The organism is Kutzneria buriramensis (assembly GCF_003387475.1).
Lineage (GTDB): Bacteria > Actinomycetota > Actinomycetes > Mycobacteriales > Pseudonocardiaceae > Kutzneria > Kutzneria buriramensis.
In genome coordinates, this window is record NZ_QUNO01000012.1 from 16428 (window position 1) to 36922 (window position 20495).

Annotated in this window: 20 protein-coding genes; 9 read left to right on the forward strand and 11 right to left on the reverse strand. The window is 70.1% G+C overall.

Annotation, left to right across the window (positions count from 1 at the left end):
* Positions 1 to 17: 17 nt before the first annotated feature.
* Positions 18 to 1013, forward strand: coding sequence for a glycoside hydrolase family 113 protein (locus BCF44_RS31845; protein ID WP_116178143.1), 996 nt, complete (start codon positions 18 to 20; stop codon positions 1011 to 1013).
* Here the strand turns inward: BCF44_RS31845 and BCF44_RS31850 are convergent.
* Positions 989 to 1756, reverse strand: a complete 768-nt coding sequence (locus tag BCF44_RS31850; RefSeq protein ID WP_116178144.1) for an alpha/beta fold hydrolase — start codon at positions 1754 to 1756, stop codon at positions 989 to 991. The genes BCF44_RS31845 and BCF44_RS31850 overlap by 25 nt on opposite strands.
* A 93-nt stretch (positions 1757 to 1849) precedes the next feature.
* Here BCF44_RS31850 and BCF44_RS31855 point away from each other — a divergent pair, with 93 nt between their 5' ends.
* The gene (locus BCF44_RS31855) at positions 1850 to 3106 is read left to right on the forward strand and encodes an aminotransferase-like domain-containing protein (protein WP_116178145.1); all 1257 of its coding nucleotides are present in this window, start codon (positions 1850 to 1852) and stop codon (positions 3104 to 3106) included.
* 44 nt (positions 3107 to 3150) lie between these two features.
* The gene (locus BCF44_RS31860; protein ID WP_116178146.1) at positions 3151 to 3741 is read left to right on the forward strand and encodes a hypothetical protein; all 591 of its coding nucleotides are present in this window, start codon (positions 3151 to 3153) and stop codon (positions 3739 to 3741) included.
* A gap of 130 nt (positions 3742 to 3871) precedes the next feature.
* On the opposite strand, the gene BCF44_RS31865 is transcribed toward BCF44_RS31860, so the two are convergent.
* The 7 genes from BCF44_RS31865 to BCF44_RS31895 all read right to left on the reverse strand — a co-directional run bounded on the left by BCF44_RS31865 (position 3872) and on the right by BCF44_RS31895 (position 10878).
* The gene (locus BCF44_RS31865) at positions 3872 to 4720 is read right to left on the reverse strand and encodes a lytic transglycosylase domain-containing protein (protein WP_246015822.1); all 849 of its coding nucleotides are present in this window, start codon (positions 4718 to 4720) and stop codon (positions 3872 to 3874) included.
* Positions 4721 to 4790: 70 nt separating this feature from the next.
* Entirely contained in the window at positions 4791 to 4991 is a 201-nt protein-coding gene (locus BCF44_RS31870; RefSeq protein WP_116178148.1) for a hypothetical protein, read from the reverse strand.
* Between the two features lie 18 nt (positions 4992 to 5009).
* Entirely contained in the window at positions 5010 to 5207 is a 198-nt protein-coding gene (locus BCF44_RS31875; RefSeq protein ID WP_116178149.1) for a hypothetical protein, read from the reverse strand.
* Positions 5208 to 5217: 10 nt separating this feature from the next.
* Entirely contained in the window at positions 5218 to 6450 is a 1233-nt protein-coding gene (locus BCF44_RS31880) for a YeeE/YedE family protein (RefSeq protein ID WP_116178150.1), read from the reverse strand.
* A gap of 180 nt (positions 6451 to 6630) precedes the next feature.
* Positions 6631 to 8259 carry a hypothetical protein gene (locus tag BCF44_RS31885; protein ID WP_147328709.1) on the reverse strand — a complete coding sequence of 543 codons (1629 nt, stop codon included), beginning with the start codon at positions 8257 to 8259 and terminating at the stop codon, positions 6631 to 6633.
* Positions 8260 to 8328: 69 nt separating this feature from the next.
* Positions 8329 to 10155 carry a hypothetical protein gene (locus tag BCF44_RS31890; protein ID WP_246015824.1) on the reverse strand — a complete coding sequence of 609 codons (1827 nt, stop codon included), beginning with the start codon at positions 10153 to 10155 and terminating at the stop codon, positions 8329 to 8331.
* Positions 10156 to 10509: 354 nt separating this feature from the next.
* Positions 10510 to 10878 carry a DoxX family protein gene (locus BCF44_RS31895; RefSeq protein WP_116178152.1) on the reverse strand — a complete coding sequence of 123 codons (369 nt, stop codon included), beginning with the start codon at positions 10876 to 10878 and terminating at the stop codon, positions 10510 to 10512.
* A gap of 106 nt (positions 10879 to 10984) precedes the next feature.
* Between BCF44_RS31895 and BCF44_RS31900 the strand changes: the two genes are divergently transcribed.
* Complete coding sequence (locus BCF44_RS31900) at positions 10985 to 11356, forward strand: winged helix-turn-helix transcriptional regulator (RefSeq protein WP_246015826.1); 372 nt, start codon at positions 10985 to 10987, stop codon at positions 11354 to 11356.
* On the opposite strand, the gene BCF44_RS31905 is transcribed toward BCF44_RS31900, so the two are convergent.
* Positions 11347 to 11802 (reverse strand): MarR family winged helix-turn-helix transcriptional regulator, encoded by a 456-nt coding sequence (locus BCF44_RS31905; RefSeq protein ID WP_246015828.1) that lies wholly within the window; start codon positions 11800 to 11802, stop codon positions 11347 to 11349. The two genes, BCF44_RS31900 and BCF44_RS31905, sit on opposite strands and share 10 nt — an antisense overlap.
* Before the next feature lie 58 nt (positions 11803 to 11860).
* On the opposite strand from BCF44_RS31905, the gene pip reads away from it, so the two are divergent.
* Genes pip through BCF44_RS31920 form a run of 3 tightly spaced genes read left to right on the forward strand, consistent with a single transcriptional unit; the run spans position 11861 to position 14623 of the window.
* A complete protein-coding gene (pip, locus tag BCF44_RS31910; protein WP_116178154.1) occupies positions 11861 to 12871 on the forward strand; it encodes a prolyl aminopeptidase in 1011 nt (336 codons plus the stop codon).
* Positions 12872 to 12888: 17 nt separating this feature from the next.
* Positions 12889 to 13320 carry a YciI family protein gene (locus BCF44_RS31915; protein WP_116178155.1) on the forward strand — a complete coding sequence of 144 codons (432 nt, stop codon included), beginning with the start codon at positions 12889 to 12891 and terminating at the stop codon, positions 13318 to 13320.
* Positions 13321 to 13360: 40 nt separating this feature from the next.
* A complete protein-coding gene (locus BCF44_RS31920) occupies positions 13361 to 14623 on the forward strand; it encodes an RNA polymerase sigma factor (RefSeq protein ID WP_116178156.1) in 1263 nt (420 codons plus the stop codon).
* A 55-nt stretch (positions 14624 to 14678) separates the two neighbouring features.
* On the opposite strand, the gene BCF44_RS31925 is transcribed toward BCF44_RS31920, so the two are convergent.
* Together BCF44_RS31925 and BCF44_RS31930 are read right to left on the reverse strand one after the other, a co-directional pair.
* Positions 14679 to 15563, reverse strand: a complete 885-nt coding sequence (locus BCF44_RS31925) for a sigma-70 family RNA polymerase sigma factor (RefSeq protein ID WP_246015830.1) — start codon at positions 15561 to 15563, stop codon at positions 14679 to 14681.
* 45 nt (positions 15564 to 15608) lie between these two features.
* Positions 15609 to 16502, reverse strand: coding sequence for a hypothetical protein (locus BCF44_RS31930; RefSeq protein ID WP_116178158.1), 894 nt, complete (start codon positions 16500 to 16502; stop codon positions 15609 to 15611).
* A 162-nt stretch (positions 16503 to 16664) separates the two neighbouring features.
* Between BCF44_RS31930 and BCF44_RS31935 the strand changes: the two genes are divergently transcribed.
* Positions 16665 to 18794 carry a protease pro-enzyme activation domain-containing protein gene (locus tag BCF44_RS31935; RefSeq protein ID WP_246015832.1) on the forward strand — a complete coding sequence of 710 codons (2130 nt, stop codon included), beginning with the start codon at positions 16665 to 16667 and terminating at the stop codon, positions 18792 to 18794.
* A 128-nt stretch (positions 18795 to 18922) separates the two neighbouring features.
* Positions 18923 to 20494, forward strand: coding sequence for a phytoene desaturase family protein (locus BCF44_RS31940; RefSeq protein WP_116178160.1), 1572 nt, complete (start codon positions 18923 to 18925; stop codon positions 20492 to 20494).
* Position 20495: the final 1 nt, after the last annotated feature.

The window sequence follows — 20495 nt, forward strand, 5'->3', positions numbered from 1 at the left end:
GTGCCAGACTCGATGCCATGCGAGCCAAGGGAATCAACTACGACACCGGTGTGACGCCGGGCGGCAGGCAGAGCCGGCCCGTGTTCGATCCGGAGCAGGTGCGCAGCGAGCTGCGGACGATCGCAGAGGACCTGCACTGCACGGCGGTCCGCATCAGCGGCGCGGACCCGGCGCGGATCGGCACGGCCGCCGCGATCGCGGGGGAGCTGGGTCTGGAGGTGTGGTTCGCCCCGTTCCCGTGCGACCTGACGCCGGACGAGATGCTGCCGATCTTCGCGGACTGCGCCGAGCGGGCGGAGGCGCTGCGGCTCGCCGGGGCCGAGGTGATCCTGGTCCTCGGCTGTGAGATCAGCCTGTTCGCCAAGGGATTCCTTCCCGGCGACGACACCTACACGCGGATCGAGCGGATCATGGCCGGCGACGCGGAGACGTTCGCCGCGTTCGCCACCGCCCCGGCCGAGGTCACGGCGTTCCTGAACACGGCGGCCACCGCGGCGCGGGAGAGGTTCGGCGGCCGCGTCACCTACGCGTCCGGGCTGTGGGAGGACATCGACTGGCGGCCGTTCGACATCGTCTCCGTGGACGCCTACCGCGACAAGGAGAATGCCGCCACCTTCCGCGACCAGCTCGCCGAGCGGGTGAAGATCGGCAAGCCGGTCGCGGTCACGGAGTTCGGCTGCTGCACCTACACCGGCGCGGGCGACCGCGGCGGCATGGGCTGGGCGATCATCGACGACAAGGCCGACCCGCCGACGATCAGCGGCGATCACGCGCGCGACGAGCAGGAGCAGGTGCGCTACCTGCGGGAACTGTTGGAGGTCTTCGAGGAGATCGGCGTGGACACCGCGCTGTGGTTCACCTTTGCCTCGTTCAACGCGCCGTACAGCCCGGATCCCCGGCACGACCTGGACCTCGCCGCGTACGGCGTGGTCAAGGTGACCGACGAGGGGCTCGTGCCCAAGGCGGTGTTCGGCGCGCTGGCCGAGGCCTACAGTTCGTCCACAAAGGACTGAAGGGTCGCGTTGAACTCGGTCGGGCGCTCCAGGTTGGGCAGGTGTGCCGCGCCGGCGATGACGGCCAGCCGCGAGCCCTTGGCCAGTCCGTGCATGAACTGCGCCTCGGCGACCGGGGTGTACTCGTCCCGGTCGCCGACGACGATCAGCGTCGGCAAGCCGGCCTGAGCGAGCAGATCCACGTAGTCGGGCCGCTCGGCGCGACCACGCAGCGCCGCCGCCGAGCCCTCGACCGGGGCGCCGGTCATCATGCGGCGGACGTGCTCCTCGGCCGCACAACCCGGCACGACCATCTTCGGCAGCGCGTGCTCGATGTAATCCGCGCTGCCCTCTCGGAGCAATCTGTCGGCGAGCTCGGTGCGATATTCGACGCCCTCCGGTGTCTCGCCCCGCGGCGAGGTGTCCGCCAGCACCAGCGCCTGCACCCGGTCGGCGTGCAGCCGCAGGAACTCCAGCACGATCTGCCCGCCCATGGACAGCCCGACCAGAACGGCTCGCTCGACGTCGAGGTGGTCCAACAAGGCGGCCAGGTCGGCGGCGAACACGTCGAAGGTCGTCTTGCCCGGCACGACCGTCGATTCGCCGTAACCGCGCAGGTCGGGGGCGATCATCCGGTAGCCGAGGGCGAGTTGCGGCCGCCACATGGTGCGGTCGAACGGGTGGCCGTGCACCAGCAGCAGCGGCATGTCGCCGCCGGTGTCGTCGTAGCCGACGGTGATGCCGTTCAGTGTCACGGTGCTCATCGCGTCCCCCTTCGGTTTGACGTCCGAACGCTAACCGGAGCACGATGTCGGTGCAATGGAAACAATGCTCCGAGTGCAATTTGGGAGTCGCGGGTGGAGGAGTACCGGCGGATCGCGGACCTGATCGCCGCGGACATCGCCGCCGGCCGGTTGCGGCCGGGGCAGCAGCTGCCGCCGCAGCGGACGTTCGCCCGGCGGCACCACATCGCCGCGTCGACCGCGGCCCGCGTGTACGGCGAGCTGGTCCGGCGGGGCCTGGCCGTCGGGGAGGTCGGGCGGGGCACGTTCGTCCGGCCGGCGCGGACCGTCGACCAGGTCAACCTGGAGCTCAACTTCCCCGTGCTGCCCGAGCAGGCCGCGCTGCTCGCGCCCGCGCTGGAGCGGGCGCTCCGGCACGACGTGCTCGACCAGTCGCTCCGCGGCGGACCGGCGCCGACCGCGACCCGGGAGGCCGCCGCCGACCTGTTGGCGCGGCCCGGCTGGCGCCCCGCCCCCGGCAGCCTGCTGTTCGCGGCCGGCGGCCGGCAGGCCATCGCCGCCGTGCTCGCGGCCCTGGTCCCGCCCGGCGGCCGGCTCGGCGTCGAGTCGCTGACGTATCCCGTGCTCAAGGCGATCGCCGCCCAGCTCGGGATCGAACTCGTGCCGCTTCCCATGGACGCCGGCGGCCTGCTCCCGCGGCGAGTGCCTGTCGACGCCCTGTATGTACAGCCCACCCTGCACAATCCGCTCGGCATCACCATGTCGCCTGCTCGCCGCGAGGAGATCGCCGGGCTCGGGCTCCCGATCATCGAGGACGGCGTCAACTCGTTCCTCGACGAGTCGCCAGCGCCGCTAGCAGCGCTGGCGCCCGACCGCGTCGTGGTCGTCGACGGCCTGTCCAAGCGGCTCGCCCCCGGCCTCACCATCGGATTCGTTGCCGCGCCGGCCGGTTGGACGGACCGCATCGCCGCCACGCTGCGTTCCGGCGCTTGGGGGAGCGCCGCCTTCGCCCTCGACGCCGCGACCCGGTGGATCCTCGACGGCTCCGCCGCGCGCATCGCCGCCGCCAAGCGGGTCGACGCCGCGCACCGGCAGGAGCTCGTTCGGGACCGCCTTCCCGTACAGGGCAACCCCAAGGCCTATCACTGCTGGTTGCCGCTGCCTTCCCCCTGGCAGGCCGACACTTTCGTCGCCGCAGCCGCTCGTCGGGGCATCTCCGTCACCCCGGCCGCCGCCTTCGCCGTGGTGCCCGCTCAAGCGCCGAACGCCGTCCGGCTGGCCCTCGGTTCCCCACCCGTGGACGCCCTGACCGGCGCCCTGGACATCCTCGCCTCGTTGCTCGCCCAGGAACCGGATCTCGTGGAGGGTTGACACTTCGGCCGCCGCCGAACCGTTGCGGAACTAGCTTTCTCCATATGGATCTGGAACTGCCTGTGCCGCAGCCCGCGCCCACCGTCGCCTGGCTGCGCGCCATGGTCGCCCGGTTCAGCTCCGGCTCCGACCACCAGCGCCGTCGGGCCCTCGCCGTCGCCGAACTCGCCAAGATCGATCCGGCCGACCTTCGCCGCCGTGCCGCCGGATCGTCGTGCAGCGCCGCCGAAGTCCTCGCACAAGCCATGGACATCGACGCCGGCGACGCCGTCGCCGATGTCGCTCGCGCCTACCATCCGCACACCGTTGCCGATGATGCCGCCGACAGCGCCGTCGCTCGCCTGGTCGACGCCTTCGGCGGCGTCACCGACGAGCTCACCGCCGCGCGGATCAGCCTCCTCGTCCAGAGCTGCGACGCCACCACTGCGCTCGTTGCCAACGCCCGCAATCACTCCAGCGTCGCCGCCACCCTGCGCGACGACCCGCCGCTGCGCTCCACCCGCCGCGTCCGCGACGGCGAGGTCGTCATGGTCAGCCTCGACGGCCACCCTTTCGGCGCCGGCACCCACGAATGCCCCGGGCAGGCGCACGCAATCGCTCTGGCGGAAGGGATCCTGGCACGAGAAGACCACTGAGACACGGCGCCGCGAAGGAGCAGGCGGAGACCGTACTGGTCGAGCGGATGCGGGGCCCACGCTGGGTGTACGCCGGCCCCGCCTCGCTCGGCGGGAACCGATGGCCTGGCGGACGCGATGAAACGCTGGATCACTTCTTTCCCAGCAGCGAGCCCACGTCTGTGAGCAGGCCGCCGACAACTGCACCGACCAGGTTCGGCGGAGTGGTGGTCGTCGTGGCCGGTGGTGTGGTGGTGGTCGTCGTTGGTGGCGGAGTGGACGTAGTCGTGACCGGAGCCGTGGGGGGTGGGGCGGCGACGGCGGGAATCGCCGCCACGCCGCCGGAGTAGGTGGTGATCCACTGGAACACGTCGGCCAGGTAGGCGCCGTCGTGGTTGTAGCTGAGGATCGCGTTGACGAGGTCCCCGTTCAACGACAGGTCCCGACGGTCGGCGCACAGGTAATCGGCGGCGGATGCGGTTGCGTCCCAGACGTTCTGCGGATCGGCGACGCCGTCACCGTTGGCGTCGACGCCCCATGTCGACCACGTGGACGGCAGGAACTGCATCGGGCCGACTGCGCGGGTGCCGTCGGTCAGGGAGGGGCCGAAGATGGGTTCGGTGACGGTGCCCCGCGGGTCGACCTGGCCGCCGCGGGCGTGGTTGGACTCGACCTTGCCGATGCCGGCGAGCACCTGCCAGCGCAGGTGACATGCGGGAACGCGGCCGGCGGCGTGTTGGTACGCGGCCAGCAGGACGGACGGTATCCGGTTGTCGACGACGGTGGCGACCGGCTTGAACGGGGCGACGTGATCGGGATACACGACCTGGACAGCCGGGCGCTTGGCCGGCGTCACGGGCGGTTTCGCCGGCGGCAGAACGTGATCCGCCACGGTCGGTGCCGCGGCGACCGCCGGCGGTGGGGGCGTGGTGCTGGCCGCGCAGGTCACGGCCAGTACTCCGGCGAGCGCGACCAGACCGGTCGAGGCACGGCGGGACAAGGAGAACTCCAATCGGAGAAGGACCGTGGCCCGGCGGGGAGGTCGGGCCGGGCCACGGTGGGTCATCGACTCAGAACAGGCGGCCGACCGCCTGCGACACGGACTGGAGGGCGCCGATCACCGGCACGCCCAGCGGGTCGAATGTCCAGATGTTGTTGAGGTTGCTGGTGTCCGGCTTGTCCACCACGGTCACGCCGTCGGCCAGCGCCGGCGAGGCCAGACCGGCGAGGGCGGCGGCGACCAGGGTCGCGGTGACGAGGGTCTTGCGCATGGAGGGATTCCTTTCCGTTCAGCCGCTGATGAGCTTCAGCAGGCCGTCGATGGGGGCCAGCGCGGTGGCGGGCACGGGAATGGCGGGGCCGAGCAGCGAGCCGGCGTCCACGCCGGGCAGCGCCCAGATCGGGGCGGGTGCCGCGGAAGCGGATCCGGCGCCGACCGCCAGCAGGCCGGCCGTGAGCAGGCCGACGACAACAGCCTTGGACTTCATGGGTTTCCTTTCAGCAGACGGAATCGGTGGGTTTGGGGTTGCCCAGCCCGAACAGCGGGCGGAGCGGCACTCCGACATACGTGCCGGCGATGGCGGCGAGGCCCCACAGCCAGCCGTGCAGGCTGAACGAGGCGACACCGGAGAAGTAGGCGCCGATGTTGCAGCCGCCGGCCATGCGCGCGCCGAAGCCCATCAGGATGCCGCCGATGACGGCGCCGACGGCCATCTTCCACGGCACGGCGCGGTGCAGGACGAAGGCGCCGGCCAGGGCGGAAGCGATCAGCGCGCCGAGCATGATGCCGAAGTCCATCACCGACACCCGGTCGGCCAGCACGGAGGCGTGCAGCGCGGCGGCGTTCTTGGGAATCGCCCAATAGGGAGCGTGGGAGATGTCGATCCCGATCCAACCAAGGAACTTCGCGCCCCACAAGGCGAAGGCGGCGGTGATTCCCCACGGGCTGCCGGAGATGAACAGGGTCACGGCGTTCAGCGCGGCGAGCAGGATCGCGCCCACCCACAGCGGCCACGCGCCACGCAGCACCCGGGTCCAGCCCCGGGCCACGGGGGCGGGCTCGATCGGCGGCGGGTTGCGACGACGTTGCAGCAGCAGGGACCCGCCGGCGATCGCGCCGATGATCAGCAGCGAGAACAGCACCCCGCCGGCGTAGCCGAGTGGTGTGGCGGCCAGCGACACGGTCGGGCCGAGCGACTGGAGGTACGCGATCCAGTTGGCGGCGAAGGCGCTGCCGATCGAGCCGAGGATGAAACCGCCGAGGGTGTAGAGAATCGCGGTCTGCCCGCTGCCGACCGCGAACAGCGTGCCGGACGCGCAGGAGCCACCGATCTGCATGCCGACGCCGAAGATGAACGCGCCGAGCGCGACGCCGATGCTGGCCGGTAACACCATGCCCTTGGGAGCGCCGGAAAGCCCGATGCCGGACTGGAGGATCACCGCGAACAGCACCACGGCGACGGCCAGCATCAGCATGTGCGCCCGGATCGCCGTGCCCTGGCCGACGGCTACGACCTGCCGCCACGCCGACGTGAAACCGAAGCGGGAGTGGAAAAGCACCAGGCCGAGGGCCAGCCCCACCACGTACAGCAGGGCCAGCTTCCAACCGGCCGCGTGGTCGACGGCGAACCCGAGGATCGCGGCGAGCGCGGTGCCGACGATGATCACGCCGGATCTGGCCGACGGGGCCTCGACCGCCACCACGGGCAGCCGTTCGTTGACGACGGACATCTTTCCTCCTGACGACTGGGACGGGGAAAGGCGATTCAGGACCGGGGCGAACAGGGATGTTTGGTGGGAAAGGGATTCGGTGTTGAGGACTGGGCTGCGGGGATGGTCGGGAGGGGACGAGCTTGGGGTTCGGGTTGAAGGGTTGATGGTCGGAAGAGAGGTGCCGAAAGGGATATGGGATCAGGACAGGGGGCCGGAGATCGGGACGATGGTGCCGTTGGGGACCCACTGGCCGGGATACGCCATCTCCATCCCGTCCATCGTGTTGTCCATGGGCATGGCGTCGACCTGCGCCGCCGCGTACAGCCGGACGGACGGGTCGGGCTGCTGGCCCTGGGCGGCGAGCCAGGAGTCGAGGCCGCCGATGGAGCCGGTGGCGCCGGGGAAGGCGTCGGACAGGGCGACGGTGTACGCCATGGTGCGCGGATCACGCGGGTCGAATCGGAGCGGAATCGCGGAGCTGACGACGGACTTCAGCAGGGGAGCGGTGAGCAGCCAGGGGGCGAGGTAGACGCCGTCGACGAAGGTCGGCTTCTGGGTCTGCTCCACCGCGACCCTCGACAGCTCGGCGGCCGCGCCGGACCATCCGGCCACGACCACCAGCGCGCTGTTGGGCTCCTCGGTGTCGGACACCGGAATGCCTGCCCGCCGAACGACGTCCTCGGCGGCCCTGGCCCGCGGCGAGCCGTCGCCGACGACGGTGATCGCGGGGATCTTCCGCCCCTTCAGGTAATCCACGAGCTTGTGGACGGCGTCGGCGTCCCCTGTGGACAAACCGTCGCTCGGGCACGTCGTCAACGGCAACCGGCTACCGCCGATCAAGCCGCCCAAACCCGCCTCGGCGCACTCCGGGTCGACGGCACGGGCCGCCCCGGCGCCGGTGTCGACGGCCAGGGTGGATTCCTTGCCGCCAAGGGAGATCCTAAGGTCGCTACGCCCGGGCGGCAGGTCGACCTCCGCCCAGGTCCCGCTCATCCCCGGGCGGGCCAACGCCTTGACGCCGTCGACCGTCGCCTCGCCCGGCAGGTGAACGAGGTTGCGGCCGGGGCGTTGCGGCGCGACCAGCACCGGCACGCCCGAGGCCGAACCGAGCAGGGGCACGCCGGGTGTCGGCAGATCCGCCGGCCGCGGGATCGCGCCCAGCGCCGCCCACGCCACGTAGGCGACGACCACGAGCAGCGTGCTGGCCGGGTGCAGTCGCCTGATCGTCAGCGCCGTTACGATGATCGGCAACAGCGCCACGGCCAGCAGCGCCAGCCCGAAGCCCGTGTCGTAGAGCCGGCGGTCGAAGCCGATCCCGGACACGGCGATCTGGAGGACGCCGGCCAGCGCCAACACGATCGCCACCGTCAGCGCGACCGGGCGGGGCCGCAGCCGGCCGGTGGGTTCCGGCGCGAGCAATGTGAGCCCCAGCCAGGCCACCACCCCGACGGCGTAACCCGTGTCGGCGAGAAACTCGATCCCCATGTGGCTCAGGGAGATCTCGGAGATCAACACCACCAGCAGGCCAAACCCCAGGTACGCGGAGACGGTGCGCGGGCGCAGCGTCAGCGGCACCGCGACGGCCAGCGCCAGCTGTCCGATCGCGAACGCCGGACTGGTGTCCAGCCACAGCAAGGAAATCAGGTCGGCGACGGCCGTAACGCCGGCGGCCGCCCAAGCGATGAGTACGGTGCCACGGCGCACTGAGGCCACAGTGGGCCGCAGCAACCCGATACCCGCGACGGTCGCGCTCGCCAGCAGGAGCACGATCCGGAGCAGCAGCACGGCGGCAGGAACGCTGGTTGCCGGCGTGCCCATGTCGGTCATGTTCACAAGGGAATCCCGGTTCACCTAGGACGGGTGGCGCCGCGGTCGGGGCGGCGCCACCCGCAACCGTCACTTCACATCGGCGTCGGCGACGACGAACAGTTCGGAGTGCGGCTTGGCATTGCCGAAGTCGCCGTGCGGCCAGGACTTCCGGTTGAAGTTGATGCCGACCTGGCCCGTGTACTCGTCACGGAACGAGCTGTCCACGGTCAGCCTGCCGTCCGGTCCGAGGTCCACCATGTTGACCTTGTGGTCGCCGTCGATGCCGGACCGCGCCACGAAGTAGTCCGACACCGCGACCCGGTCCGGGTTGTCGGTCTCGTGGTAGTAGCCGTCCGCGCCGATCTGGAAGTTGTCGTACGCGCCCCAGTGCGGCCCCTGCCCCGGCGTGCCGGGGTTGATCGCCGCCGCGCCGGCCAGCGTCGGGCAGTCGGCGCCGCCGCCGTTCTGCGCCTTGGCCACGGTGTCGATGTCGCACGTGTAGCCGGCGCCGTCGGCCAGCAGCTTGCGAATGTCCAATGTGTACACACCGCCGACGGTGCCCGGGTCGTCGGCCGACAGCGCGCCCTTCGGCCGGCCGATCACCGCGTGGTACAGGTAGTGGTCGTCCGGGCTGACCTGCACCCAACCGCCGTTGGTGCCGCCGCCGTTGGCCTCGGTCGCGTTGGGATTGAAGGCCTTCGTGGCGGTGCCGTCGTCGAACACCTCACGCCAGTGCGGCTGCGCCGCGGTGATGTCCGGCGTGTAGAAGATCGCGCCGCCCTGCATGGTCTGCGCGAACGCGCCCTTGTGCTGCGGCAGGTTCGTGACGGTGTTCTCCATCGCCGCCCGGCTCTCCGCGTGCAGCGGGTCGGCGGGATTGGCCCGCGGACCGTCCGGCAGATAGCTGACCGCGCGCAGCCTGGGGTTGTTGCGGTCGGAGATGTCCCAGGTGCGGATGGTCGGCCGCCGCAGGTACGGGGACGGCTGCTTGACCGGGTCCAGGATGATGTTGCGCGGCTCGGCGTAGTCGCTGGTGATCATCGTGTTCAGGTCCTCGCGGGCCTGGATGCCGTGCGGGTTGGCGCAGGTCGGGCTGCCCAGCTGCGGCAGGTTGTCGCACAGCTTGGGGTCGTCGCCCTGCGGGGTGGCCGCCGGGGACTGCGACAGCACCTTGCCGCTCTGGTCGAAGTGGATCACCTCGCCCGGGCTGCCGGCGAAGCCGTTGCCGATCACCGAGGAGCCGTCGCCGTACACGTACGGGCCGGGCACCACCGGACCGCCCATGTAGGTGCCGTACGCGGTTCCGTCCTTGAGCGTCCAGTACGCGTCCGGCACCGAGCCGCCGAGCGTCTGACTGGGCAGGCTGATGCCCTTGAGCTTGAGCTGCGGCAGCTGGCTGACGTCGAACGCGTACGTGGCGGCGGCGAACAGCGCGCCGGCGTAGATGGTGTCGCCCTTGTGCCACACGTACTGCATGTGGTGCGGCTCGTTCTCCACCAGCGGGCCGACGGTGGCGGTGTTGACCACCTTGCCGTAGTCCGGCGAGCCCTTGGTGGCGTCGATGACGGCCAGGAAGTCCGGGCCCGGCAAGGCGTTACGCACCTTGGTCAGGCCGCCGCCGAGCGTGCCGGGCAGGTTCTTGATGTCCGGCACCACGGTGTCGGCGATGTTCTCGTCGCCGGCCCAGACCAGCAGCCATTCCTTGCGGCTGCTGGACTTCGCGACGTACTGCGGCACGAGGTGGTTGGTGACGGAATAGTCCTTGCCGTCCGTGCCGGTGACGTGCTCGGTGGTCACCTGCACGTCGGCGTAGGCGGACGTGCCCGCGGCCGGGAAGAACGTGGCGGCGACGGCGACCGTCGCGGCGGCCACCGCCACCCTCGTCCTTCGCCGGCCAGGCGAAATGACAGACATGTGTGCTCCCGATTCGTGAAAGGGGAAAATGCGCGCGGCTGACCGACCGAACGCCGGACTCGGTGTTCGGGCAAGCGCTTTCAACGGCGTCCGACTATGTCGGAGGCCGATGAATGTGAGATGGCCTCAGCGGCCGAGACAGAGGTCGCTCGCCTGCCGTTGCAGGTCGACATGCCGGCGAATGGTCAGGGAGACCCCGCGCATCATGCCCAAGATGATGGTGCTTTCGGAGTAACTTGTCAATCAGTTCCCCAAGAGCGGGAAATACCCCGATTGGGTGAGAACTATTGACGTGTCGGTGACCGACAAAAAGGCCGCCGGTGAAACCGGCGGCCTTTTTGTTAATGACGCGGGTCAGCCGAGGAAACGGCCGGCCGCGACGAACGCGGCCAGTAGCAGCAGAATCACGTTGGCGGGCAACGGTTTCCGCTCGTTCCGGGTGAGGTGCACTCGGATCGCCCCGACCTGCACGACGACCAGCCCGACGGCCGCGATCGGCGTGAGGATCGGCGCGATGCCGGTCAGCTCCGGCAGGACGAGCCCGAGTGCGCCGAGCAGTTCCACCGCGCCCACCGCCTTCACGCCGGCGTCCGAGGTGTCCTTCATCCAGTCGTAGTTGCCGGACGCCACCAGTTGCTCGCGCGGCCGCGCCACTTTCAGGCCGCCGGCGGCGAGGTAGACCAATGCCAGCAGAGCCTGCACCACCCACAGCGCGATGTTCACGGGATTCCCCAATCCTTACCTCTTGTGCGTAGCCTCATGGTCTGTCCGTGATGCGGGCGCCACAAAAGGCACATCGGTGTATGTGTCCAGGATGGGAGGTGCGGCTGTGACGCAGTTCACGCGCAATGGGAACTGTCCGCCGCGGATCAAGGACGGTGGCGCCGTCCGCGAGGTGCTGGACCGCATCGGCGACAAGTGGAGCTTGCTGGTGGTCGGCGCGCTGCGGGAGGGCCCGCTGCGCTTCGGCGAGCTGGAGAAGACCATCGAGGGCATTTCGCAGCGCATGCTCACGCTGACGTTGAAGCATCTCGTCGAGGACGGTCTGGTCAGCCGCACCGCGTACGCCGAGGTGCCGCCGCGCGTGGAATACGAGGTGACCGAGCTGGGCACAACGTTGGTGCCGCTGGTGATCGCGCTCGCCGAGTGGGCGATGGCCAACCGGGACCAGATCAACGCCAACCGCAGCAGCTACAGGTAGCGCTGGATCCGCTCCCGCAGGGGCTTGTGCCGCAACGCTTCCGTAGCGGCGATGACCACTTCGGACAGTGGATACGGCAACTCGGCGTCCAGCTCCCGACCGGCCGCCTCCGCCGCGTCCCAGGCGAGCTTCAATCGGGGCATCAGGGCCATCGACTTCGGCGTGAGGTCCACGATCCGTTGCCGTGCATCGGTTCCCGGCGACAGTGACACCAGGCCCTGCCGCTCCATCTGGGCGACCGTCTGGCTTGCCGCCGAATGGGTGACTTCGACCGCCGCGGCCAGATCGCGGATCGAGCTCGGGCCGAGCGTCGCCAACGTTCGTAGGAACGGCGCGTAGCGCGGCCGGAATCCGGTCAGTCCCAGCTCTTCCTCCACTGCGGCCACGTCGCTGTCCAGCAGTTCGATCAGGTGGCGAAGTCGTGTGCCCAGTCCCGGTCCCGTCACGTCGTCAATATAACAGTGCTAATGTAACAGTGCTGTTGTAATCGAGCGAGGGGGACCCATGCGCGACCGCTACCCGGAGATCGAGCCCTACGACCACGGCCTGCTCGAAGTGGGCGACGGCAATCTCGTCTACTGGGAGACCTGCGGAAACCCGGCCGGCAAGCCGGTGCTGTCCGTGCACGGCGGCCCCGGTAGCGGCTGCAGCACCAACTCCCGCCGCTACTTCGACCCGGACCGCTACCGGATCGTGCTGTTCGACCAGCGCAACTGCGGCCGCAGCCTGCCCAATGCGGCGGACCCGGCGGTCGACCTCTCGGCCAACACCACCGACCACCTGATCGCCGACATGGAGCTGCTCCGCGAGCACCTCGGCATCGACCGCTGGATGCTGTTCGGCGGCTCCTGGGGCTGCGTGCTCAGCCTCGTGTACGCGGAGCGGCACCCGGACCGGGTGACCGAGCTGGTGCAGATGGGCCTGGCCACCGGCCGGCGTGACGACGTCGAGCTGCTCACCCGCGGTCTCGGAGGCATCTTCCCGCAAGCGTTTGCCCGCTACGTCGACCTGCTGCCGGAGTCCGAGCGCGACAACATCCCCGCCGGCTACTACAAGCTGCTCAACGATCCCGACGCACAAGTCCGAGACCGGGCCATGCGCGCCTGGTGCGACTGGGAGGACGCGATGCTCCCGTACGCGCCGGCGAAGGCCATGTACGAGGAGGACGCCGACCGCGCCTACGCCTTCACCCGGCTGGTCACGCACTACTGGAGCCAGGACCACTTCATCGACCCGGACGAGGTCCTGGCCAACGCCGGCAAGCTCGCCGACATCCCGACCGTCCTCGTGCAGGGGGTGCTCGACCTGGGCAACCTCGTCGGCACGCCGTGGCTGCTGGCCCAGGCCCTGCCGCACGCCGAGCTGATCATGGTGCCCGGCGAGGGGCACAGCCTCGCCGCGCCCGGCATGCGACACGCCCTGGTCACGGCCACCGACAACTTCGCGGAAAAAACTTCTGGCAGGGTGTCGATCGAGCCGACCGCCGCTCGACGCGTAGGTGAGAAGGCACCCTGATCTTTGAGGAGACTGCGATGCGGTTCATGGTGATCGTCAAGGCCAGCGAGGCGAGCGAGGCCGGCGTGCTGCCCACGCCCGAGGAGTTCGAGACCATGGGCGCGTTCAACGAGCAGCTGGTCGACGCCGGCGTGCTGTTGGCCGCCGACGGCCTCACGGCCAGCAGCCACGGCGCCCGGATCTACTTCGACGGCGACCAGAAGACCGTGGTCGACGGGCCGTTCACCGAGTCCAAGGAGCTGATCGCCGGCTACTGGCTGGTGGAGATGAAGTCGCTCGAGGAGTGCGTCGAGTGGTTCAAGCGCTGCCCCAACCCGGCGCGCGGTGTGCAGACGAACATCGAGATCCGGCGGGTCTTCGAGGCCGAGGACTTCGGCGAGAACTTCACGCCGGAGCGGCAGGCCGCCGTGGAGGAGCTGCGGGCCCGGGCCGCGGCCCAGCACAACTGACCTGGTTGCGTCGATCCGCGCGGTGGGGTAGACGGGGGCGGTGGCCACCGACACCCACCGCGCGATCGACGCCGTCTGGCGGATCGAGTCGCCCCGGCTGATCGCCGGCCTGACCAGGCTCGTCCGCGACGTCGGCACGGCCGAGGAGCTGGCGCAGGACGCGCTGGTCGCGGCGCTGGAGCAGTGGCCGACCGAGGGCGTGCCGCGCAATCCCGGCGCGTGGCTGATGACCACGGCCAAGCGGCGGGCGATCGACCAGATCCGGCGCAACGAGACGTACAAGCGCAAGGTCGAGGAGGTCGGCCGCGACCTGGAGGAGTCGACGCCGGACATCGGCACGATGGTCGCCGAGGACGACGGCATCGGCGACGACCTGCTGCGGCTGGTGTTCGTGTCCTGTCACCCGGTGCTGTCCACTGAGGCCCGGGTCGCGCTGACGCTGCGGCTGCTCGGCGGCCTGACCACCGACGAGATCGCTCGGGCCTACCTGGTGCCGGAATCGACCGTGGCGCAACGCATCGTGCGGGCGAAGAAGACGCTGACCAAGGCCAAGGTGCCGTTCGAGGTGCCGCAGGGCGAGGAGTTGCAGGCGCGCCTGTCGTCGGTGCTCGAGGTCGTGTACCTCGTGTTCAACGAGGGGTACTCGGCGACCGCCGGCGACGACTGGATGCGGCCGGCGCTGTGCGAGGACGCGATGCGCCTGGGCCGGATCCTGGCGCGGCTGGCCCGGCGCGAGCCCGAGGTGCACGGCCTGGTGGCCCTGATGGAGATCCAGGCGTCCCGGGCGGCGGCCCGCACCGGGCCCGGCGGCGAGCCGATCCTGCTGGCCGACCAGAACCGGGGCCGCTGGGACCAGCTGCTGATCCGCCGCGGCCTGGCGGCGCTCGAGACCGCCGAGGGTCTGATCGACGGCAAGCCCGGTCCGTACGTGCTGCAGGCCGCGATCGCCGCCTGCCACGCGCGGGCCCGGCGGTTCGAGGACACGGACTGGGAGCGCATTGCCTGGCTGTACGAGCTGCTGGCCGAGGCGACGCCGTCGCCGGTGGTGGAGCTCAACCGGGCGGTGGCGCTGTCCATGGCGTTCGGGCCGGAGACCGCGTTGACGCTGCTGGACCAGCTGATGGAGGTCCCGTCGATGAAGAACTACCACCTGCTGCCCAGCGTGCGCGGGGACTTCCTGCGCAAGCTGGGGCGGCTGCCGGAGGCGAGGGCGGAGTTCGAACGGGCGGCGTCGCTGACCCGGAACGAGCGGGAGCGGACGCTGCTGCTGGACCGCGCCGCCGAGTGCGGCGACACGGCTTGATGCAGGGAAGGACGCCTTACCCTCGCTGAATGCGGGTAAGGCGTCCTTCCCTGCATCAACGGCAAGCCAACTCCTTCGGCAGGCCCAGGTCGTCGAACATCCGGGCGTCGAAGGTGTGGATCTCGGTCACCAGGCCGCCGTCCATCCGGAACACGTCCAGCTTGAACGGCCGGAAGCCGACCTCGCCGGGCCGGCGCAGGTAGCTGGCGGCGGCCGGGGTCCGGTTGACGGAGGTCGGCAGCAGCCGCCACTCGCCCATCCCGGACGGGCCGAAGGCGATGTCGAACAGGGGCCGCAAAGCCCGCACGCCGAGGAAGGTCTGCGGCGACGGCGGCATCGAGACGCGGATGTCGTCGCGCACCAGCCGCACGAAGTGATCCACGTCGGCGTGCTCGTGAGCCTCGATCATCCCGGCCAGCAGCGCCTGCTCGTCACCGCTGGGCTTGGCGGGCGTCCACTGTGTGCTGCGCAGCGTCGCCCGCGCCCGCTGCAAGGCGCTGTTGGCGGCGACCACGGTCAGGTCGAGCAGCCGCGCGGTGTCGGCGGCCGGCCATTCGAGCACGTCACGCATGATGAGCACCGCTCGCTGTCGCGGCGGCAGCAGTTGGATCGCGGCCAGGAAGGCCAGTTCGATCGTCTCGCGGCCGACCAGGACCTCGTCCGGCGACAGCTCGTCCAGCAACGTGTCGGGGTACGGCTGTAGGTACGGCGCCCGGCGCTTGCGGCTGCGGATGACGTCCAGGCAGGCGTTGGTGGCGATCTTGTACAGCCACGCCCGCAGGGCGTCGTCCCGCACCTCGGCGCGGGCCCGCCAGGCCCGCAGGAACGTCTCCTGCACCAGGTCGTCGGCGTCCTCGAAGGAACCGAGCAGCCGGTAGCAGTGCACGTGGAGTTCGCGGCGGTGCCGCGCCGTCAGCTCGGTGAAGGTGCTCTCATCCACTGCCACAGCATCCATGCCCGGTGTAACGACCGCCGGGACCGGAACTCATCGGTCCCACTCCCAGTCGATGCGGTACGCCCCGGCCGGCTCGTCCAGCCACACCGCCCGCACCGTGTGCTGGCTGTCCACCGACAGTTCCACCGATGAGTCGGGGCCGTCCTCGGTCGGTTCCGAGGTCGCCCGGAAGTAGCGCGGAACCGCTTCCGGATGAAAGGTGACCTCGAGTACGTACTGTCGGATCGGGGCGGCGAATCGCCGTTCACACATCACCGACCTGTTACCGCCGGGTACGAATTCCAGGCCGTATTCGACAACGGTTCGCTCACCCTTGCGCAGGTTCTGCTCGAACCATAGTTCGGCAGCCATCACGTGCGAGGTGTGATCGACGCCGACCCGTCCCAGCCGCACCCCGGCCACCGGCACCACCGTCGGCAGCTGGGCGCAGCCGGTGTCGTCGCGGTACACGGTGACCATGTGCTTGGCCTTCTCGGTGACGGCCTCGAGCACGGCGATGACCCGGCAGTAGGTCTCCGCGCCGGTCGCGTCCATCTCGTAGCGCTCGTGGTAGCTGAGCACCCGCCGCTGGTCCGCCGGCGACGTGACCTGGGCGATCACCTGGTCGACGGCGTGGCCGAAATGCCCCCAGAGCTCGCCGAACGGCACCAGCCGGGCCGCCTTGCCGCGGCCCCGGCGCACCCGGTCGCCCAGCAGCTCACGCAGCGACCCCGCCTCGACGCCCAGGATCTCCTCCAGCGCGGACAGCGCCGCCAGCGACTCCGGGCGCTCGGGTCTGCTCCGGCCTCTCGACCAGTAGCTGAGCGTGGCGGTGCTCAGCGCGAATCCCCGCTCAGCGAGCCGATGGACGATGCGGTCCAGGGTCAGTCCGCTGGCGGTGATCGCACCGTGCAGGGCGGGTGCGAAGTCGCGGCGTTGCGTCATCGCGCCCGATTATCGCCGATGAATTCGACGGATACCACCCTTCTTAGGACCCTTGACACCACGGCGCGTGCTGACCTGTACTGCGTCGGCAGTAATTCCACGTCTCTCATTAACACTTAATTTCCCCTGCCTAGTGGAGAAGTCGTGAAAAATCGTTCACGTGTGGCGCTCCTGCTCGCCACACCCCTGGTGCTCGCGCTGCCCGCGCTCGCCGGCCCCGCCTCCGCCGCCGAGCCGCAGGTCGCGCTGACCGGCGACATCAGCCCGGCCGTCGGCGTCAGCCACCGCATCGGCGACCTGCCCGCCGACCAGCGGCTGCAGGTCGCCGTGCCGCTCAAGCTGCGCGACGCCGCCGGCCTCGACCGGTTCGTCAAGGACGTCGCCGACCCGCATTCGCCCAGCTACGGCCACTACCTGACGCCGGCTCAGTTCGCCGACCGGTTCGGGCCGACGCGGTCCGCCTTCGACCAGGTGAGCGCCTACCTTCGGGCCAGGGGGCTGAAGGTCACGGGCGTGAACAACCAGGCGGTGGACGCCACCGGCACGGCCGCCCAGGTCACCGCCGCGTTCGCCACCCCGATGGGCGTCTACGACCGCGCCGGCCGGCGGTTCTTCGCCAACGACCGCAACCCCGTGCTGCCGGCCGGCATCGCCGGCCTGGTGCAGGGCGTGTCCGGCCTGAACGACTACGCGGTGCGGCACCGGGACGCCGCGCCGGCTGCCCCGTCGGGCCTCGGACCGGCGGCGTTGCGCTCGATCTACGACACCGACGGCATCGGCGGCGACGGCACCGGTCAGACGGTCGCGCTGTGGGAGTTCGACGGCTACAAGAAGTCCGACATCTCCACGTACGACCAGCAGTTCGGCCTGGGCTCCTCGGCCCCGACCACGGTGTCGGTGGACGGTGCGAACTACGACTCCAGCCCCGGGCAGGGCCAGGCGGAGGTCAGCCTGGACATCGAGATCGTGCAGGCCATGGCGCCCAAGGCGTCGACCCTGGTCTACGAGGCGCCCAACACCGACGCCGGCGAACTGGACATGGCCAACCAGATCGTCAAGGAGAACAAGGCCCAGGTCGTGTCGATCTCGTGGGGCGAGTGCGAGCAGGACAGCACCGCGTCCACGATGACCAGCGTGGACAACGCGTTCAAGCAGGGCGCGGCCCAGGGCCTGAGCTTCTACGCCGCCTCCGGCGACAACGGCTCCAAGGACTGCACGCGCAGCCCGTCCGGCTCCAGCGTGGTGGCGGTGGACTTCCCGGCGTCCTCGCCGAACGTGACCGGCGTCGGCGGCACCACCCTCACCGTGGGTAGCAACAACTCCTACGGCTCCGAGACGGTGTGGAACAACTCGATCGGCGCCACCGGCGGCGGTGTGTCCACTGTGTTCAGTGCCCCGAGTTGGCAGACCGGCGTGAACGGCAAACGCACCGTGCCGGACGTGGCCTCCGACGGCGACCCGAACACCGGCTACTCCGTGTACACCGGCGGGCAGTGGCAGGTCTACGGCGGAACCAGTTGCGCCGCCCCGATGTGGGCCGGCTGGACCGCGCTGTACAACCAGAAGGCGAAGTCCAAGCTGGGCGCCGGCAACCAGGCGATCTACGGCCTCAAGGGCAACACCTTCCACGACGTCACCACCGGCAACAACGGTGACTTCAAGGCCGGCCCCGGCTACGACGAGACGACCGGCTGGGGCTCGTACGACGGCACCAAGCTGTTCAACGCCCTCAACGGCGCCACCACCGGCAACACCGTGACGGTGACCAACCCCGGCGACCAGACGACCGCGGTCGACGGCAGCGTCAACCTCCAGATCAAGGCGACCGACTCCTCGGCCACGGCCAAGCTGAGCTATGCCGCCAGCGGCCTGCCGGCCGGGCTGTCCATCGACTCCGGCACCGGCGTCATCTCCGGCACGGCAACCACTCAGGGTGTGTCGAACGTGACGGTCACCGTCACCGACGACACGCAGGCGTCCGGCAACACCGGTTTCAAGTGGACGGTCGGCACCCCGCCGACCGGCACGGTGACCGTGACGAATCCGGGGAACCAGTGGGGTTTCAAGGGATACCCGCTGTTCCAGACGATTCAGATCAGTGCCAAGGCCAGCGACGGCGGCGCCCTGACCTTCTCCGCCACCGGCCTCCCTCCGGGGCTGAAGATCAGCGCTAGCGGCGCCATCACCGGCACGCCCAGCGCGTCCGGCACCTATTCGGTCAAGGTGACGGCGACAGAGGCGAACGGCACTTCGGGCAGCACCACGTTCAGCTTCACCGTGTACGGGTTCTGACGGGTCAGACCAGCCGCGCCGGACCACCCCTGCATGGCCCGGCGCGGCCTCCCGTCACCGTCGCGTCACGAGAAAAGCACGACATCCACTGTTGTCGAACGGTCGTTTCGACGGTCATGATTCGGCGTATGCAGGGATACGACGCCGTTGTGGTCGGCAGCGGCCACAACGCGCTGGTCACCGCCGCGTACCTGGCGCGCGCCGGCTGGGGAGTGCTCGTGCTGGAGGGCAACGACCGGCCGGGCGGGCTGGTGCGCACCGACGCGCTGACCCTGCCCGGCTTCCGCCACGACAACTTCGCCGCCGCGCACCCGCTGTTCGTGGCCGGGCCCGCCTACGCCGACCTGAGGTCCGAGCTGGACCTGGAGTACCTCAACACCAGATACCCCACCGGGGTGTCGCTGCCGGACGGGCAGAGCTCCATCGTGTCCACCGACATCGACGAGAACATCGTGGAGGGCAACCGTCTCGCGCCCGGCGACGGCGACGCCTTCGGCGACCTGTTCAAGGATTTCGAGCCGTCCATCGCGACGGTGTTCGCGCTGTGCTCGGCCGACCTCACCTCGCCCAGTTCGGCGGCGGCGATCCAGAGCCTGATGCACACGCCCGACGGCGGCTTCTCCGACTTCGCCCACATGTTCACGCTCAGCGCCCGGGCGTTGCTGGAGCAGCGTTTCCGCTCGCCGGCGCTGCGGGCGATGCTCGCGCCGTGGGCGACGCACCTCGGCCGGGCCGTGGACGACGCCAACAGCGGCACCTGGTCCGTGCTCGTGCTGGCCGCGCTGATGATGGCCGGCATGCCGATTCCCCGTGGTGGCAGCGAACAACTCGTCATCGCGCTGACCAAGCTTATCGAGGCCAACGGCGGCGAGGTCCGTTGTGGGCAGTGGGTGCGGCACGTGCTGGTCGAGGGCGGGCAGGCCGTCGGCGTGCGGACCGCCGATGGCGACGTGATCCACGCGCGGCGCGCGGTGATCGCCTCGGTCAATCCCGACCAGCTCTACCTCAAGCTGCTCGACCACGAGCACGGCGCCACGCCGCCCGCGCTTCGCAAGCAGGCCAAGGACTATCGCTACGGCCTGGGCGCGGTGCAGATCCACCTGGCGCTGTCCGAGCCCGCCCGGTTCCACGACGAGCGGCTGATGCACGTGGGCCAGCCGCACCTGACCGGCGGCCTGAACGCCATCTCCCGGGCCACCAACGAGGCCCTGCGCGGGCTGCTGCCGGCCGAGCCGACCATCTCGTGGGACACTCCGTCCACCTTGGACCCGTCGCGCTGCCCGCCCGGGCGGGCGGTGGCCCGGGTGCAGATCCTCGAGGTGCCCACGGTCGTGCGCGACGACTCGCTGGGGGAGATCCCGGTGGGGGAGCACGGGTGGACCGAGGACGTGAAGAACGCCTTCGCCGACCGGGTGATCGACGAGGCCGCCAAGCACATTCCCCGACTCAAGGACACAATCCTCGACCGGTATGTGATCAGCCCGCATGAACTCGCCGCCTTCAACCCGAACTGCGGGCCCGGCGACCCGTTCGGCGGCAGCCACGACCTGTCGCAGAGCTACCTGTTCAGCCCGCTGCCGGGGCAGCCCAGTCACCGCACGGTGGTGCCCAACCTCTACATGGTCGGCGCCGCCACCTGGCCCGGCCACGGCATCAGCGGCGGCTCCGGCTACATAGTCGCCAGGGAGCTGCTGGACTGAC

Coding starts and splice junctions, on each gene's coding strand:
- BCF44_RS31885 (WP_147328709.1), bottom strand. CDS start 8,259: ATGACCGACATGGGCACGCCGGCAACCAGCGTTCCTGCCGCCGTGCTG.
- BCF44_RS31860 (WP_116178146.1), top strand. CDS start 3,151: ATGGATCTGGAACTGCCTGTGCCGCAGCCCGCGCCCACCGTCGCCTGG.
- BCF44_RS31930 (WP_116178158.1), bottom strand. CDS start 16,502: ATGACGCAACGCCGCGACTTCGCACCCGCCCTGCACGGTGCGATCACC.
- BCF44_RS31870 (WP_116178148.1), bottom strand. CDS start 4,991: ATGCGCAAGACCCTCGTCACCGCGACCCTGGTCGCCGCCGCCCTCGCC.
- BCF44_RS31940 (WP_116178160.1), top strand. CDS start 18,923: ATGCAGGGATACGACGCCGTTGTGGTCGGCAGCGGCCACAACGCGCTG.
- BCF44_RS31880 (WP_116178150.1), bottom strand. CDS start 6,450: ATGTCCGTCGTCAACGAACGGCTGCCCGTGGTGGCGGTCGAGGCCCCG.
- BCF44_RS31850 (WP_116178144.1), bottom strand. CDS start 1,756: ATGAGCACCGTGACACTGAACGGCATCACCGTCGGCTACGACGACACC.
- BCF44_RS31845 (WP_116178143.1), top strand. CDS start 18: ATGCGAGCCAAGGGAATCAACTACGACACCGGTGTGACGCCGGGCGGC.
- BCF44_RS31875 (WP_116178149.1), bottom strand. CDS start 5,207: ATGAAGTCCAAGGCTGTTGTCGTCGGCCTGCTCACGGCCGGCCTGCTG.
- BCF44_RS31915 (WP_116178155.1), top strand. CDS start 12,889: ATGCGGTTCATGGTGATCGTCAAGGCCAGCGAGGCGAGCGAGGCCGGC.
- BCF44_RS31890 (WP_246015824.1), bottom strand. CDS start 10,155: ATGTCTGTCATTTCGCCTGGCCGGCGAAGGACGAGGGTGGCGGTGGCC.
- pip (WP_116178154.1), top strand. CDS start 11,861: ATGCGCGACCGCTACCCGGAGATCGAGCCCTACGACCACGGCCTGCTC.